The organism is Candidatus Baltobacteraceae bacterium (genome assembly GCA_035502855.1).
Lineage (GTDB): Bacteria > Vulcanimicrobiota > Vulcanimicrobiia > Vulcanimicrobiales > Vulcanimicrobiaceae > Aquilonibacter.
In genome coordinates, this window is the sequence record DATJTX010000009.1 from 14,220 (window position 1) to 31,242 (window position 17,023).

At 64.2% G+C, this 17,023-nt stretch carries 10 protein-coding genes; all 10 read left to right on the forward strand.

All coding sequences use genetic code 11. The features are described from left to right. The first annotated feature begins 172 nt into the window (after nucleotides 1–172). The 10 genes from dnaA to VMF11_02010 all read left to right on the forward strand — a co-directional run bounded on the left by dnaA (nucleotide 173) and on the right by VMF11_02010 (nucleotide 17,016). Entirely contained in the window at nucleotides 173–1,543 is a 1,371-nt protein-coding gene (gene dnaA, locus VMF11_01965) for a chromosomal replication initiator protein DnaA (protein ID HTU69059.1), read from the forward strand. 277 nt (nucleotides 1,544–1,820) lie between these two features. Further along, the gene (gene dnaN, locus VMF11_01970; protein HTU69060.1) at nucleotides 1,821–2,936 is read left to right on the forward strand and encodes a DNA polymerase III subunit beta; all 1,116 of its coding nucleotides are present in this window, start codon (nucleotides 1,821–1,823) and stop codon (nucleotides 2,934–2,936) included. Nucleotides 2,937–3,013: 77 nt separating this feature from the next. Then, on the forward strand, nucleotides 3,014–4,138 hold the full coding sequence (recF, locus tag VMF11_01975) for a DNA replication/repair protein RecF (GenBank protein ID HTU69061.1): 1,125 nt from the start codon (nucleotides 3,014–3,016) through the stop codon (nucleotides 4,136–4,138). Then, a complete protein-coding gene (locus tag VMF11_01980; GenBank protein HTU69062.1) occupies nucleotides 4,132–4,965 on the forward strand; it encodes a DUF721 domain-containing protein in 834 nt (277 codons plus the stop codon). The genes recF and VMF11_01980 overlap by 7 nt, the downstream gene beginning before the upstream one ends. Before the next feature lie 6 nt (nucleotides 4,966–4,971). Continuing rightward, nucleotides 4,972–6,873, forward strand: a complete 1,902-nt coding sequence (gyrB, locus tag VMF11_01985; protein ID HTU69063.1) for a DNA topoisomerase (ATP-hydrolyzing) subunit B — start codon at nucleotides 4,972–4,974, stop codon at nucleotides 6,871–6,873. 34 nt (nucleotides 6,874–6,907) lie between these two features. Next, entirely contained in the window at nucleotides 6,908–12,088 is a 5,181-nt protein-coding gene (locus VMF11_01990) for a translocation/assembly module TamB domain-containing protein (GenBank protein ID HTU69064.1), read from the forward strand. A gap of 110 nt (nucleotides 12,089–12,198) precedes the next feature. Beyond that, on the forward strand, nucleotides 12,199–14,478 hold the full coding sequence (locus tag VMF11_01995; GenBank protein HTU69065.1) for a POTRA domain-containing protein: 2,280 nt from the start codon (nucleotides 12,199–12,201) through the stop codon (nucleotides 14,476–14,478). 21 nt (nucleotides 14,479–14,499) lie between these two features. Further along, nucleotides 14,500–15,303 carry an OmpH family outer membrane protein gene (locus tag VMF11_02000; protein ID HTU69066.1) on the forward strand — a complete coding sequence of 268 codons (804 nt, stop codon included), beginning with the start codon at nucleotides 14,500–14,502 and terminating at the stop codon, nucleotides 15,301–15,303. Between the two features lie 100 nt (nucleotides 15,304–15,403). Then, complete coding sequence (locus VMF11_02005) at nucleotides 15,404–16,618, forward strand: hypothetical protein (protein HTU69067.1); 1,215 nt, start codon at nucleotides 15,404–15,406, stop codon at nucleotides 16,616–16,618. Beyond that, complete coding sequence (locus VMF11_02010; protein ID HTU69068.1) at nucleotides 16,615–17,016, forward strand: OmpH family outer membrane protein; 402 nt, start codon at nucleotides 16,615–16,617, stop codon at nucleotides 17,014–17,016. Before VMF11_02005 ends, VMF11_02010 begins: the two co-directional genes overlap by 4 nt. Nucleotides 17,017–17,023: the final 7 nt, after the last annotated feature.

The window sequence follows — 17,023 nt, forward strand, 5'->3', positions numbered from 1 at the left end:
GGGCCTTCGGCGGCCTGTGGATAAGTGGATAAAGTCGTGGAGGAAATCCGCAGGAGCCCCGCCCCATTAAGCCAACCGAAAGCGTCCTCACCGGGCCGCACGCAACTGCGACTACCAGTCGTTTAACGGGCGGAGCGGAGTTCGTCGCTCGTCAAGAGGGAGCTCGCATAGGATGGCGCTTGCGGTTGGCAGTTCCGACATCTCGAACCAACTCTGGCTCTCGGCACTGGAGGCGCTCGAGCGGAAATTCTCCAAGCCGATCTTCGAGATGTGGATCAAGCCGATCCGGCTGGTCTCCCTGGCCGGCGACGAGCTGACCCTTTCCGTGCAAAGCAATTTCGCCCGCGACTGGGTCGAACACCGGCTCAAGTCCCAGATCGCGGAAGTGCTCTCCGAGGTCTTCGCGGCCAGCCTCGATCTGCAGTTCACGGTCGCCGAGCCGGAGGCGGCATCGGCCGGCGGAAACGGCGCCGCGTCGCTCCCCGCCGCGGCGGTACGGCCGCCCGAAGACCTGCGCAGCTCTAACCTGAACGCACGGTACACGTTCGAAGAGTTCGTCATCGGCAATTCCAACCGGTTTGCCCATGCCGCGGCCCAAGCCGTGGCCTGCGCGCCCGCCCGCGCGTATAACCCGCTTTTTTTGTATGGCGGGGTCGGGTTGGGCAAGACGCACTTGATGCACGCGATCGGCCACCGGGTCCTGATCGACAATCCGAGCGCCAACGTCGTCTACGTCACCTGCGAGAAGTTCACCAACGAATTCATCATCGCGCTGCAAAACAACCGCACGCCCGAGTTCCGCAACCGCTATCGCCAAGTCGACGTGCTCCTGATCGACGACATTCAATTTCTGGCCGGCAAAGAAACGACGCAAGAAGAATTCTTCCACACCTTCAACGCATTGCACGAATCGGGACGGCAGCTGATCATCAGCTCCGACCGGCCGCCGAAAGAAATCCAAACGCTCGAGTCGCGCCTGCGTTCCCGATTCGAGTGGGGTTTGCTCACCGACATCCAAGCACCCGACATCGAAACGCGCGAAGCGATTCTGCGCAAGAAGGCCCAGAGCGAGAAGATCCCGGTGCCCGACGAGGTGACCTCGTTTATCGCCAAAGTCATCCCCTCGAACATTCGCGAACTCGAGGGCGCGCTGATACGCGTGGTGGCCTACGCCTCGCTGACCAAATCGCCGATCACGCTTGACCTCGCGGCCGAAGTGCTCAAAAGCGCGGTCGCGCAGGCGCCGCTGCAGCGCATCACGATCGGGAAGATCAAAGAAACCGTCGCGAGCGCGCACGGCCTCACGGTCAAAGAAATGGACAACGGCCGTCGCGATCAACGCCTTGCCGGTCCACGGCAGATCGCGATGTACATTGCGACCGAATTGACCAATTACTCGTTGCCGCAGATCGCGCGCGACTTCGGCAAGAAGGATCACACGACCGTGATGTACGCGCGCGACAAGATAAAAGACCAGATGCAGCGCGACGAAGCGTACCGGAACAAAATACGGCAGCTCATCGCCATGTGCCAGTCACCGTGAGCGCAGGGCCGGGAATGAAATCCCGGCCTTTCCTTATTTACGATGTTCACCGTTTCAGGCACAAGGGCACGCCTTTCCGGGTGGATAACTGCGCAGGTGCGCCAAGCGGTGAACATGTGTATCCGGCCGGGTCCGCGATGAACAGCTTATCCAAGGCGCAAACGGGCATGGCAACAAGCAAAAAGGCACTTATCCGCGAAATACACCGCCCTACTACTGTTACGACGGTAATGTAAACCTTACTACGACGTCAGAACGAGTCTCGAATCGGTGGAGTATGAAGTTCACCTGTAACACCAAAGATATCTCGGGCGCGGTCGGGGCCGCCAGCAAAGTGGTCAACGCGCACACGACCGTACCGATCCTCTCCAACGTGCTCTTGCAGGCCGAGGACGGAAAGATCGCGGTTCGGGCGACGGACCTCGAATTGACCCTCGAGCACGCCTTCCGAGCCGAAGTCGGAGAGGGCGGATCGGTGACGATCCCGGCCAAGCTCTTCTCTAGCTATCTCGCCAACCTGCCGGCGGGGCTGTTGGAACTCACCGGCACGCCGACGCGCGCCTCGGTCAAGTGCGAACGCAGCAACTACGACTTTCACGCGCTCCCGGCCGACGAGTATCCGCCGTTGCCGGCTGCGACCAAAGGCTCGCATTTCACGATCGGCTCGAAGCGTTTCCGCGAAGGGATCGAGGCGACGATCTTCGCAGCCTCCAGCGAAGAGGCGCGCGGCGCGGTCTTGATGGGAACGCTGCTCGAACTCGACGGCAATTCGCTGACGATGGTCGCGACCGACGGCTACCGCCTGGCACGCTACCAAACGACGCTCGACGACGGCATCACCGGATCCGAGAAGTACATCGTGCCCTCGCGCGCGCTGGCGGAAGCGGCGCGCAACCTCGGCGGTGCGGATCAGATCGCGGTCAGTGCCCTCGGTGCGCAAAACAACCAGCTCCAGATGACCGCGGGCGACACCTCGATCACCGTCCGTCTGGTCGACGGACAATATCCGAACTACCAGCAGGTGATTCCGGCCAAGTTCGATCGCAGCGTGACCGTCAACACACAAGCGCTGATCGGCAGCCTCCGCCGCGCGGAATTGGTCGCCGGCGATCGCGCCAGCATGGTTAAACTCGCGGTCTCCAATCAGACGCTGATCGTTACCGCCAGCAGCGACGTCTCGGGCAACGCCTACGAAGAGCTGGAAGTCGAGCAGACCGGTGAGGATCTCTCGATCGCTTTCAACGCGCGCTACTTGGTCGAGATTCTCAACCACGTCAAGAGCGCGCAGACGGTCATCGAATTTCTCGGCCCGCTCTCTCCCGCCGCGATCCGCCCGGTCGAACCACCGGAAGGCGCCCAGCAATTGTACGTGCTCATGCCGCTACGGCAATAGGATGCGCGATCGACGCTGCGCGAGCGAAGCCGCGCGACTTTAGCGAGCAAAGCTTCAGCTTTGATCGATAAAGTCTGGTGATTCTCCAGCGTCTCGCCCTTTCGAATTTTCGGAACTACGCGCAGCTCGATCTCGATCCGGCGCCGGGATTGAACGTGTTCATCGGCGCGAACGCGCAGGGCAAGAGCAATCTGCTCGAAGCGATCGCGATGCTCGGCACCGGCAAGTCCTTTCGCACCAGTCGCGACACCGATCTCGTGCGCGACGAGGTCGAGCTGGCGGTCGTCGGCGGCGACGCGAGCGTGCGCGCCGGCATCGTCCACCTCGGCTGCGCGATCGCGAAAAGCGGCAACCGCACGCGCAAAACCTACACGATCAACGGCCAAGGCGTCCGCTACGCGCGTTTTCTGGGAAGTATCCGAGTCGTGACCTTCGTTCCGGCCGATCTGCAGCTCGTCGCCGGTGCGCCGGCGTTACGCCGAGCGTTGATCAACATCGCCCTCGCGCAAGACGATCGCCGCTATTACCACGAGCTCGCCCGCTACGGCAAGGCGTTGCAGCAAAAGAACGCGATGCTGCGCGGCACCGTCGTCTTCGACGACGAGCTGCTCGCGGTGTACAACAACACGCTGATCGACGCCGGCACCAACCTCATGCTCGCGCGCAACCATTTCGTGCAGGAGCTGGCGCGCGAGGCCGAACGCATCCATGCCGAGTGGACGCACGGCGCGGAGCACCTCCAGGTGAGTTACGCCCCGAGCATCCGCTTCGAAGCGCCGACCGCCGAGGCGGTCGCGGGCGCGTTCGAAGCCCGGCTGCGGGAGGTGGCCGAGAGCGAGCGCGCGCGCAAGGCTTCGGTGGCGGGTCCGCATCGCGACGATCTCGCGCTGGTGCTCGACGGCCATCCGCTGGCATCGCACGGCTCCCAGGGTCAGGGCCGGACGGCGGTGCTCGCCCTGAAGGTCGGCGAATATACCGTCATGCGCGATCGATCCGGCGAAGCGCCGCTGCTCTTGCTCGACGACGTCCTCTCCGAGCTCGATGCCGAACGTGCGGCCGCGTTTCTCGCCGGCGTCGGCGCCCTTCGACAAGCTCAGGATGACAGGGTGCAAACCTTTGTGACCGCGACGCATCTGCCCGAGGGCTTGCCGGACGCCGCCCGTACCTATCGCATCGAACGCGCGCAGGTTGCGGCGTGCTGAAACTCTCGCAGGCGCTCGGCGCGTGGAGTCCCGGCGACGAGAGCGGTCCCTCCGATCCGGTCGTATTGCTCGGCGCGGCGTGGAGCGAGATCGTCGGCGTAGAGAACGCGCGCAATTCGCATCCGGCGCAACTCGCCGGCGACACGCTCACGATCGTTACCGCCTCGAGCGTGTGGAGTGCGCAGCTCAGCTACCTCTCGGAGCAGATCGTCACCGCGCTGCGCGCGCGCTTGCCGAGCGCCGCGATCGAAAAAGTGCGTTTTCGCGTCGGAAAGCTGCCCGCGGCCGGCAGCCATTCACGCCGCGCGCGGGTTATACATCAGGGAGGGTCGCAGCCCGCACAACGCGAGCCCGCGGCCGACGCGGCCGAAGCGCTCGCGCGTTTTCGCGGCAGCGTCACCGCGGCCGAGCGGGCGAAACGCGCTCGCGCGTGGAAAGAATGTAGCGGTTGCACTGCCTTGATCGCGCCCGGTTCCGGGCCGCTCTGCACCTCGTGCGGGATCGCCCGCGAGGCCGAGCGGGAGCGCCACATCTCGCGGCTACTCTTTGAAGCGCCGTGGCTGGGGTTCGCCGGAACGGCAAAGCTGATCGAGGACCTGCGTCAGGACGAATACGAGTCGATCCGCCGCCGCCTGCTCTCTCGCTGGTGGGACCGGCTCTGCCGTGTTCGTCGAAGCGGAACGCTCTCGCGCGACGGCGCCGAGCGGCTGGTTGCGAGTTCGTACGTCTTGCTCAAGACCGAACTCGCACCGGAGCGACTCACCCCGGCTATTGTGCGCAACACGCTCGGCGACGAGCTTCACGACCTGATCTATGAAACGAATTAAAAATACGTGATCAACAATAACTATACCGGCGAACAAATCGAAGTCCTCAAGGGCCTCGAAGCGGTTCGCAAGCGGCCCGGCATGTATATCGGCAACACGTCCGAGCGCGGGCTGCATCAACTCGTCTACGAAGCGGTCGACAACGGCGTCGACGAGGCGCTGGCCGGCTACGCCAAAACGCTGAAGGTCACGCTCTACAAAGACAATTCGGTCTCCGTCGAAGACGACGGCCGCGGCATTCCGGTCGACATGATCGCCGAAGAAAAGATGCCCGCCGTTGAAGTCGTGATGACGATTCTGCACGCCGGCGCCAAGTTCGGCAAGGGCGGTTACAAAGTTTCGGGCGGCCTGCACGGCGTCGGCATCTCGGTCGTGAACGCGCTCTCCGAATGGATGATCACGCGGGTTATGCGCGACGGAACCGTCTACGAGATGCGGTTCGAGCGCGGCATCACCGTGCAAAAGCTCAAGAAGATCGGCAAGACCGACGCGACCGGCACGTTCCAATGGTGGCGACCGGATCCCGAAGTCTTCGAGACGATGGAGCTGCACTGGGACATCTTGCAGAAGCGTCTGCGCGAGCTCGCGTTTCTCAATCGCGGCCTTTCGATCACGCTGCGCGACGAACGCGGCGACGAGCCGCGCGAGCGTACGTATAAATTCGACGGCGGCATCGTTTCGTTCGTCGAGTGGTTGAACGAGAAGAAAGATCCGCTGCACCCGATCATCTCGACGCACAACGAACGCGACGGCGTCGACGTCGAGGTCGCGATGCAATACACCGACACCTACAACGAACAGATCTTCAGCTACGCCAACAACATCAATACGATCGAAGGCGGCATGCATCTGCAAGGCTTCCGTCAAGCCGTCACGCAAGCCGTCAACTCGTACGCGAAAAAGAAGGGCATCCTCAAAGAGAGCGACGGATCGCTCTCGACCGACGACATCATGGAAGGGTTGACCGCCGTCGTTTCGGTGAAGCTGCAAGAGCCGCAGTTCGAAGGCCAAACCAAGACCAAGCTCGGCAACGCGCGCGTGCGCAGCATCGTCTACAACCTGGTAAACGAGCGGCTCGATTTCTTCTTCGAAGAGAACCCGAAGCCGGCGCGCGTCATCATCGAGAAGACCATGCAGGCGCAGCGTGCTCGCGAAGCGGCGAAGAAAGCCCGCGATCTCTCACGGCGCAAGAACGCGCTGGACGGCTCGGGCCTCCCCGGCAAGCTCGTCGACTGCAAGAACGGCGACCCCAAAGAGAGCGAAATCTTCCTGGTCGAAGGCGACTCCGCCGGCGGCACCGCCAAGGGCGGGCGCGATCCGAACACGCAAGCGATCCTGCCGCTGCGCGGCAAGATCCTCAACGTCGAAAAAGCCCGTCTCGACAAAGTGCTTTCCAACGAAGAGATCCGCACGATGATCACCGCGCTCGGCACCGGATTCGGCGACGAATTCGATCTGGAGAAGCTGCGCTACCACAAGATCATCATCATGACCGACGCCGACGTCGATGGTTCGCACATCCGCACGCTGTTGCTCACCTTTTTCTTCCGGCAGATGAAGCCGCTGGTCGAAGGCGGCCACGTCTTCATCGCGCAGCCGCCGCTCTACGGCATCCGTAAGGGCAAGAAGCAGTGGTGGGCGTTCAGCGAAGCCGACTACAAGACGGTCATCGGCGAAGAAGATCCCAAAGACTTCACGATCCAGCAGTACAAGGGTCTGGGCGAGATGGACGCCGAGCAGTTGGCGGAGACCACGATGGAGGTCGGACACCGCCGCCTCAAGCAGATCACCGTCGAGGACGCGGTCGAAGCCGAGCAGATCTTCACCGATCTGATGGGTGACAAAGTCGAGCCGCGCAAGCAGTACATCTTCGACTACGCGAAGTCGGTCAAGAACCTCGACCTGTAGGCTTCCCTAAGCCCGGATGGGTATGTACGTTCGCATGCGCAGGCGAGCAGCTCTGGCGGTGTTGGCGATCGTGCTTATCGCTATCGGCGTGCTCGCCGCCGATCGCGGTCCCGTGCTCGCTTGGGCGCTGCCGCGGGCGCTCTCGCTTGCCACCGGAGCGCAGGTCACGATCGGCCGTATCGCCATCGGCAGCGATCGCGCGATTCTGCAGGACGTCGACGCGCGCAAGAACGGGGCGTCACTCGCGCATGTCGCACGCGTTCAGATCGACTACAGCCTGCGCGATCTCTTGCCCGGCAGCCGTCACCGTTACGGACTGCACGCGATCGAACTCGACCGGCCGGTGTTCACGCTGATCCGCACCAACGGCGCATACAACCTCCCGCTCCCTTCCTCCACGGCGCCGCACGCGCCGGCCGCGCCGCACTGGCCCAACCGCGTCCCCATCGCCTTCACCGTGCGCGTGCGCGACGGCGCGATCGCGCTGCGCGAGCCGCGCGCGCTGGATCCGCAAGCGCGTGCGATCGACGTGCGCGATCTCAACCTCGACGCGACGATCGACGGCGCGGCGCGCACGCACTACCGCCTCACCGGCGCGTTCGCCGGTGCCGTGCGCCAACCGTTCACGCTCGCCGGCACGATCGACGAGACGCGCGGCTACGCGATGCACCACGTCACCGCCGCCGCAATCCCGCTGCGCGCGCTCACCGACTTTTTCGTCAATACGCCGGCCGCGCAGGTGCTCGCGGGTACCGCGACCGGCATCGACGCGCGGCTCTATGCGCTCGACGTCCAGCCGCACGAACCGATCGACTACCATGTGAGCGGGCGCGTCGCGATCGACGGCTTGAACATGCGTCTCGTCGGTCTGGCTCAACCGGTTACCGGATTGCACGGTGAAGTGCAGATGGTCGACGATCAAATCTTCTGGAACCGCATCGACGGCGAGGCGGCTGGGATTCCGCTGCGCATCACCGGCGGGGTCTTCGACTTTGCCCAGCCGCAGTTTCATATCGCGGTCGCGGCGCACGCGCAGCTCGCGAATCTGCGCAAGCTCTTCGCGTTCGCCGCGAACCAACCGCTCGCGGGTGACGCGCGCATCGCGGTGCGCGTCGAAGGCAGCGTCGACGCGCCTGCCATACTCGCGAGCGTCGATGTGCGCAACGCATCCTACCGCGGCATCCCCTTCGATCGGGTACGCGCCGACGTGGCCTATCGCAATTCGACGGTGCTCTTCATGCCGCTCGAAGCGCAAGCGCACGGCGCCGATCTGCGCGTCCGCGGTGCGTTGGAACTCGGACAACAACTCCATTCGCGGCTTGCGCTACGCGTCGATGCGCCGGCCGATGCACTGCCCTACGCGGGCGAACTGCTCGGGGCGGAACCGCTGGCCGCGGACTTCACGCTCGACGGTCTCGACACGAATTTCGCCGGCTACGGCGCGTTGCAATCGACGCGCGGCATCGCGCGTACCGCGGCGGTCGTTGAACTCGGCCGCGGGGGCCTGCTCGCGATCGCACCGTTGTGGGTCGATACCGAGCGCGGCAGTGCGGCCGGCGCGTATTATTTGAACCGCGCCGACGATACGAGCGCGTTTTGGGTGCATGCGCATGACTTCACGATGCGTCCGCCGCAGCGAAGCTCGTCGCTCGCGGCGAGTCTGCCCAAGATGCCGCCGATCCACGGAACGATCGACGACGTGGACGTCGAAGGCGGCGGCCCGAGCGGTTATCACGCGCTGATGGCCGGCGTCTTTCACGCCGCCGGGCTGACGATCGGCGGCGTCGGCATCGATGCGCTCGATGCGCGGTTCGCCGGTTTGCTGGCCGACGCCGCGATCGATCCGCTGCACGCGCGCGGGCCGTGGGGCTCGATGGACGGCAGCGGCGCGCTCTCGCTCGATTCGTTCGCCGTGCGCGGAATCTATCACGGCACGCTGGAAGGCTTGCGCGCGTTCCTTTCCGGAACGCCGGCGAGCGGCCGCATCGACGGAACCGCGGCGGTCGCGCTCAGCCCGCGCGGTATCGTCGTGCAAGCCGACGATCTCGTGTTGCGGGACGCGAGCGTGCGCGGAATTCCGATCTCACACGCGCGCGGCACGCTCACGATCGCGGGCAATGCGCTCGATATCGCGAGCGCGCGCGCACAGGTCGCCGGCGGAACGATCGTCGCCGCCGGCAATTACGATCGCGGCATCTCGCTGGTCGCTACGAATCTGAACGGCGCGCGCTTGCGCGCGCTCGGACTGCCGCTGGCACGCGGCAGCATCGACGCCGACGGCACCGTGCGCAGCGGCGCGCCGCTGCCGGCGTTCAGCGGCGGCGTCGCGCTCGCGAACGGCGCGGTGCAGAACTTCTCGGTCGCGGGCAGCGCGCTGCTCGCGCTGCATGCAAACGGCGCCCGGCTCGAGCACGTCGTCGGCGGCATCGACGGCATCTACGCAATGGCGAACGGCGATCTCGGGGCGCTTACCTCGGGTGCACCGCAATACGCCGTGACTGCGCACGTTCCGGCCGGGAGTTTGGGGCGCGCTATCGGGGCGATCGGAATCGGCGGCCCGCCCGCGGAAGGCACGTTCGATACCACGCTCGCCGTCAGCGGCGCCGGGTTGAATCCGCACGTGCGCGGGCCGATCGGCGTTCCGTCCGGCTCGATCAACGGATTGTATTTCACCGGCGCGGCCGGCTTGCTCGGCGCCGATCGCGGCGGCGTGATCCTCAATCACGGCGCGGTCGACGTTCACGGCACGCACCTACTCTTCGCCGCCGCCGAGAATCCGCACGTCAGCGGGCTGCGCGTGCGCGCCGCGCACACCAACCTCGCCGATTTCGACGACTTCTTCGATATGGGCGACGCGCTGCAGGGGACGGGCAGCATGCGCTTCGACGTGATCTCGCAAGGACACCGGCTCTCCAGCAACGGTGCGATCGCGATCGAGGGCTTCGGCTACCGGAACCTGCCGATCGGAAATACCAGCGCGGTCTGGTCGAGCCAGCACAATCTCGTGCGCGGCTCGCTCGATATCGGCGGCGCCGGAGGCTCGCTTTATTCGCACGGGAGCATCGCGGTCGTTCCGCACGCCGCGCTTCTGGACACGCTGCGCGATTCGAGCTACGCGCTCACCGCGCGGGTGAAAAGCGTCGACCTCTCCACCTGGATCGCAGCATCCGGCTATCCGCAGGTTCCGGTGACCGGGCGCTTCGACGCCAACGTCAACGTCAACGGGCGCTTCCCGCACTTGACGATGAACGGCAGCGCTGATCTGCAGCCCGGCGGAACGATTTGGCGATTGCCGATCGATCGCGCCGCGATCGCCTTCTCTTCGAAGGGCGAGCGCTTGCAGCTGGACTCCGCGACGCTTTTGGCACCGGGATTGACGGTTAGCGCGAGCGGCAACTTCGGTGTCGGGCTTACCTCGCCGGTCGCGATGACGCTTCGCGCGAGTTCGAACGACGTGCCGCAACTGGTTGCGACGCTGTGGCACAAACAGGTGCCGGTGAGCGGAGCGTACGAGACGACGGTGACGCTGGGCGGCACGTTTTTCCGTCCCTCGCTGCAGGCCGCGTTCCTGGCGCAGAACGCCGTGCTCTACGGGCTGAACGTTCCCTCGCTCTTCGGTTCGTTCGAACTGCACGGACGCAACGTCGTGCTGCGCGACGCCGGCGCGAAATTGCTCAAGGGTTCGGTTGCGATCGCGGGCACCGTTCCGCTGCAGCTCGTTCCGTTCGGAATCGCCCGCAACGCTCCGGTCAGTTTCAGTTTCACCGCGAGCGGCGTCGACCCGAGCGATTTCGACACGATCATCGGCAACGACACGAAACTCGGCGGAACGATCGACGGCGATCTCGGCGTGAGCGGAACGCTGGCGAAGCCGCACGTCTCCGGACGCTTCAGCGTCAAGAATGGTAGCTACGCGAGCAACTTCGAGCTCACCCCGATCACCGCGATCGACGCCGACCTCAACTTCACCCAGACCGCCGCGAGCCTGGAACAATTCAAGGCGCGCTTCGGCAGCGGTACGGTGAGCGGGACGGGACGGGTCGCGATCGATAAGGGCACGACGTTCGCAGCGCACGTGACCGCGCGCGGCGCGCAGCTCAATCTTCCCACCTACGGAAGCGGCACGTTCGACGCGGACCTGGTCCTCGAGCGCACGATCGCCCAGAAGACGCCCGATCTGCGCGGCACGGTCACGCTCCAGAGTGCCACGATTCCGTTCGCGGCCTTCCTGGCGGCGACGGCCAAGAGCGCGGGAAACGGCGCTGCGCCCCTGCCGCTCGACCTCGACATGCAGCTCAACGCCGGAAAGAACGTTCGCGTTCGCGGCTCCGGCTACGGCGCGGGGCTGGACCTGGGTGCCACCGGCGGCGTTCACCTGGCCGGCAGCTTGGCGAATCCGACCCTCGAGGGCAGCTTCACCGCCAAGAATGGCACGCTGACCTACTACGACCGCGCCTTTCGCGTCCAGGAGGCCAAGGTGGTCTTTCACGCCGCCGACGGGCTGATCCCGACCATCCACGCGACCGCCAGCACCCACGTGACCAACCCCGACCCCAACAGCCCCTTCAGCACCGTCGACGTCACCGCGACCGTCACCGGGCCGGTCACCAACCCGAAGATCGCCTTTACCTCGAATCCGCCGGGCTATACGAATGACCAAATTCTGGCACTGATCGCACCGTTCGGCGGCGTGATTCTGACCGGAGTCTCCTACGCGCCGAATCAGCCGGGGCGCGCCGGCGTGCCGAACAACGCCCTCTCGCCCGTTCCGGGCGCGCAGCCCATCGGCGGGACAAGCAACTCGATCACGGCCGGTCAGGAGGCATTCAACATCGTCAATGCGCAGTTTGCTGCGGGGCTGCTCTCGCCGGTCGAGGGAGCGCTCTCCCAGGGCCTCGGGCTGCAAAATGTCAACTTGACGCTCAACTACTATGGGAACGTCGGGTTCTCGGCGTCACGTTTCTTGGGCAAGACCGTGAACTTCTTATATGCGACGACCTTTGGGTTACCGACCACGACCTCATTCGGGCTGCAGCTCATCGGCGAGCGCACCTCGACCAGCGCCCAGCTTTCGTTTTACTTTACCAACGGTGCGCAGCGGCTGTTCGAGACGCCGGTGGCCAATGCGTCGCTCAGCGATTCGCGTCTCTCGGTCGGCGAGCCGCTGCAAGGCCAAAGCGGCTTCGCGTTCACGTTGCAGCGACTTTTTTGGTAGAAAGCCCAGCATTTATGGGGTGGCAAGGACCGCTCGGCACTAGCGCGAACCAGGGGCCGGAACTCCGAAACTCCTCGCGCTCTGCCGCGATGAAGGACAACAAGAATCGCATGATCCTCGATCTACGGCGCGCGCCTCGCGCATTCGTGCGCAGCGCGGGCGCCGTGCTCGCCCTCGTCGTCGTGTTCTCGCTGGTTGCGCCGCCGCTCGCCCGTTCGGCCGCCGCGAACGCACCCGAGATCGTCTCGGTCGACGTTACGGGCAACCTGCACGTGCCGACGGCGACGATCATGGCCGTCATCCAGGCACGTCCGGGCGAGGTGTACGATCCGAAGATCGTGCAGGGCGACCTGCAGCGCATCAGCGCACTCGGCTACTTCGCCGATATCGCCGCCCCGCTCATCCGGGCGCGGCCCAACGGCGTGGCGATCACCTATCGCGTGATCGAGAACCCGGTGATCACGAAGATCACGTTCACCGGCAACAAGAACGTCCCGACCGACACGCTGCTGGCCTTGATGGATCTTTCGGTCGGTCAGGTTTTCAATTCGAACACGTTCCACTCGGACGTGCTCAAGATCAACAACTATTACGAGCGCATCGGCTACGCCGGGCAAGTGCCCACGCACATCATCGGCGTCAAGCTCGATCCGGCGACCGGCGTACTGGCGCTGTCGATTCGCGAAGGACTCGTCGTTCGCAAGATCGTCATCGGCGGCGATCCGGTGCTTCCGCCGCCGGCGATCCTCAAAGAGATCGACCTCAAGCCGGGCATGGTGTTTTCCGAGGACATCGCGCGCAAAGACCAGGAGAAGCTCAAGAACTGGTACGACGACAAGTGGCACATCGAGCTGGGCAACTTCGAGCCGGGCATCGAGCCGTCGACGATCGATGAGAAGACCGGCACCGCCGACGTCAAGTACGATATCTACGTCGCGCGCGTCGCCGCCGTCCAAATCATCGGGAACACGCGCACCAAGGACCAAGTGATTCGCCGTCTCCTGCGCGTCACGCCCGGCATGGTCGTCGACACCGATTGGATCAAGTCGGACTACGAGCGCTTGAACTCCACCGGCTACTTCTCGAAGGTCACGCCGGATATCAAAGACGGCCCCGATCCGAAGAAGCCGCAAGACGTCACGCTCGTTTGGGACGTTGTCGAACAGCGCACCGCGGCGGCGTCGGTCGGCTTCGGTTACTCCGGCGGACTCACCGGCGAAGGCCTGTACGGGACGCTCGGTTTCCAGGACACGAATCTGCACGGCACCGGCAACTCCGCCTCGATTCAATTCGAACAGGGCGCGAACGTGACGTCGGATACGCTCTCGGGCTCGATTCCGTATCTCGGCGACACGCCGAAGCTCGAGAAGTACTCGCTCAACGCCAGCATCTTCTCGACCCGCAACACCTACTACTATCCGGTCTACTCGGTCGGCTCAAGCGTCATCGCGCCGCCGGCCGTCGTCGGCGGCACGCCCGCGCCGATTCCGGTCACGCTCTACGAGAACACCAACTCCTCGCTGATCAGCGGCGTCGTCTCGACCAGTTCGTCCTCGGCGCAAGGCTTCTCGATCGGCCTTGGGCGCCGGCTTTCCGATTATCTCACCGCGTCGATCACGCCGACGATTCAGCGGGTGAAATACTCGACCACCGTGCCCTCGCCGTATTATTTCGAGGGTTCCCAGCCCAACGTGCTGGTCGGGCCGACACCCAATCCGCTCGAGTCGAACGCGAACTACAACGGCAGCTTCGGCATCGCCGCGACCTCGATCGCGAATGTGAACACCGGGCTGCCCTACCAGCTCAACACGATCAACTTCGGCATCGGAACCTCGCCGATCACGACCGACGATCCGTACAATCCGCGGCGCGGCTGGAAAGCGGTGCTGAACGAGCAGATCTCCGCCCCGGCATTCCGGTCGAGCTTCAGCTACACCGAGACTACGCTCGACGTGTCGCACTTCATCCCGGTGCTCAAAGACGCGACCTTCGGTATTCACGGGGCCGGCTATTGGTCGACCGGGGTGATTCCGCCCAACGAGCTCTTCGAGTTCTCCGATCAACAGGTGCGCGGCTACGATACCGTCTTCTACGGGACCGACGCGTTCCTCGGACAGATGGAACTGCGTCAGCCGCTGACCTCGGACCGTAAGCTCTCGGTGGTGGCCTTCGTCGACGAGCTCGATTTCCGGATTCGAGGCGCCTATCCCGAACTCGATCCGTACACCGACCGCGTGATCGCCTATCCGGGCGATTGGGCGCTGCGCGGAGATCTCGGCATCGGGCTGCGCTTCGACGTGCCCCAGCTCGGACTGCACACGATCCGGATCGATTTCGCCAAGGGCGCCAACGGCGGACATACGAGTTTCGGCATCGGCCAGAGCTTCTAGGGAGTTTGTATAAGGAAAAGTATGAAACGACGCGCTCTAACGACCCTCGTGCTCCTCGTGAGCTTCTGTGCCTTGGTCGGTCCGGCGGCGATCGCCGCCGACCTGACCGACGTCGGCTACCTCGACCAGTCTGCGGTCGCGAACCTGCCGGCGTTCATCAGCGCGAACGCGCAGCTTACCGCGTACAAAAATCAGCTCGACGCGCAGTTCGCGAAGGCTATGCGCGGCGCCAAAACCGACGCGGATAAACAGCGCATCTCGCTGCAGTTCCAGCAAGAGTTCTCGGATAAGCAAAACGAGATCGTGGGCCCGCTCTTTGCGCGCGCGCAGGGCGCCATCGCCGACGTGGCGGCGAGCAAGAAGCTGGCGATCGTGGTCGATAAGCGCATCGTGATCTACGGCGGTCAAGATATCACCAGCGACGTCGTCAACCTCGTGCGCGGCTCGGCCGCCATCGCACCACCGCAGACGAGTCCGCCGCCCTCGCCGATAGGGTTCGTCGATCAATCCGCGCTGGCCAACTCGGCCGACGTCAAGACCGCAAGCGATCAACTGCAGAAATTCGAGTCGGCGCAGCAGCCGGTCTACGCCGCGCGTTTCAAGAACGCGCGCGACGACGTGAGCAAACAACAGGTGATGGCTGACTACAACAAAGCGATCCAAGACGAGCAGAACAAACTGCTCAAGCCCCTGATCGACCAAACGAAGAACGCGACCGCGACCGTCGCGCGCAGCAAGAACCTCCTGCTGGTCATCGATCGCGCGGACGTCGTTTTCGGAGGCACGGACATCACGCAAGATGTCCAAAATGCACTCAATAACTAGACTCTATCCCGACAAAGCTAAAGCTTTGCGGGCTAGAGTCCCGCTCGCTCTGCTCGCTCTTTCGTTAGCGATCGCCGTATGTAGCTGTTCGCACGTTGACGTGCACTCGGCCAATATACGCGGCATCGCGTACGTGCGCGTCGACGACGTGATCCGGCACGATCCGCTCTACCCGCAGCTGCAACAGCTCAACGACGCGATCGCCGCGATCAATTTCGAGGCGGCGCTGCCGCACGCGCCGCTGAGCCCCGCCCAGATCGCAGTGCAGACCAAGGATCTCAACGAGCAACTGCAGGCGGCGCAAAATCGCGCCAACGCGATCATTGCGAGCAAACAGCAGACCTACGAGCAGCAGGAGCACGACGCCGACGTCGCGGCGGTCAAGGCCGCGGGCATCGATCCCGCTGCCGCCGGTTTGGGTGCGCAAATGAACGTGACGTCGCAAGCGCAGGCGCAGGCGGCCGCGCAAGCCGCGCAGCAGGGCTACGCGCAATATCAGCGCGGCGTGATCGCGCAGGACAACGCGGCAATGCAATCGATCGCGAATCAATTGAACCAAGAAGCCAACGACAAATTGCGCGCGCGCGCGCAGCAGTATCAGCAGAGCGAGAGCGATCTCTCGCTGAAGGTGGCGCAACAGGACGCGCCGCAGCGGATGTCGCTGCAGACGCAGTTGAACACGCTTGCCTTGACGGCCGATCAGCGCAAGAGCATCGACGCGCAGTTGAGCGCCCTCAACGCGAAGGAAGCGAGTCAGGTCAACGCCCTGCGTGCCGTGGACGCGGCCGCGCTCGCGGCCTACCGCAAGCAGGTCGGCGCGCAGACGCAAGCCGCGATCCGGGCGCAGCAGAGCGCGATCTCGGCCCAGACCACCGCGAAACTCACCCAGCGCCGCGACCAGGTCGGTGCGCAGCTCCGTGGCCTGGGAGCGCCGCCCGTGCCGACCGTCAAGCTTCCCCCCGACCTGCAGCAGCGTCTGGCGCAGATTCACCGGCAATACGCGGCGAAGTTCCAGGCCGACGCGCAGCAGGCGGTCGAAGAGTACCAGGCGACCAAGAGCGACCTCGACGCCCAATTCGCCGCCTTACACGGCGAGGGCGTCAGTGCGACCGGGGCCGCGGCGGTCCAACTGCGCGCCCTGCAGAAGCGTCACGACGACCTGCAGGCGCAAATCAATGCCCAGATCCGGCGCGACGCCGTGCGTCTCGCGACGAAGATGGGGTTCAGCATCGTTTTCGATAACGTCGCGGCCGCCAGCGGCGGTTACGATTTGACCAATGATCTCATCACCGACATCGAAAGCCAACACGAGTGAAAAAACAGCTACTTCTCATCTCTCTCGCCGCCGCGATCCTCGCGGGCTGCGCCAACGCAAGTCCCGTCGGGCTGGTGGACGTCAACCGCATCGTTGCGAATTGGCCGGTCTATCAACAATTCCAACAGCAACTGCTGCTCGACGAGCAGGCCATTACGCAGAGCAAGGGTTCGAACGCGCAAAAGCAGCGTGAAGCGGCCGCGCTTCAGAAGAAATACGCGGGCATCACGCAAGAGCTCACCAGCCAAATCCGCGACGCGGCAACCAAAGTTGCGCAGGAGAAGAAACTCACGCTGGTCGTGACCAAAGAGGGCGTCGGCTACGGCGGCGTCGACATCACTCCGGACGTCGAGAAGGTGATGAACATCACCGACAAGGCCTCTCCCTCGCCGGGATAATGACCGC

What these genes read in the sequence shown, in the direction of transcription:
- dnaA (HTU69059.1), top strand. Translation starts at nt 173, where the DNA reads ATGGCGCTTGCGGTTGGCAGTTCCGACATCTCGAACCAACTCTGGCTC.
- dnaN (HTU69060.1), top strand. Translation starts at nt 1,821, where the DNA reads ATGAAGTTCACCTGTAACACCAAAGATATCTCGGGCGCGGTCGGGGCC.
- VMF11_02000 (HTU69066.1), top strand. Translation starts at nt 14,500, where the DNA reads ATGAAACGACGCGCTCTAACGACCCTCGTGCTCCTCGTGAGCTTCTGT.
- VMF11_01990 (HTU69064.1), top strand. Translation starts at nt 6,908, where the DNA reads ATGCGCAGGCGAGCAGCTCTGGCGGTGTTGGCGATCGTGCTTATCGCT.
- VMF11_01995 (HTU69065.1), top strand. Translation starts at nt 12,199, where the DNA reads ATGATCCTCGATCTACGGCGCGCGCCTCGCGCATTCGTGCGCAGCGCG.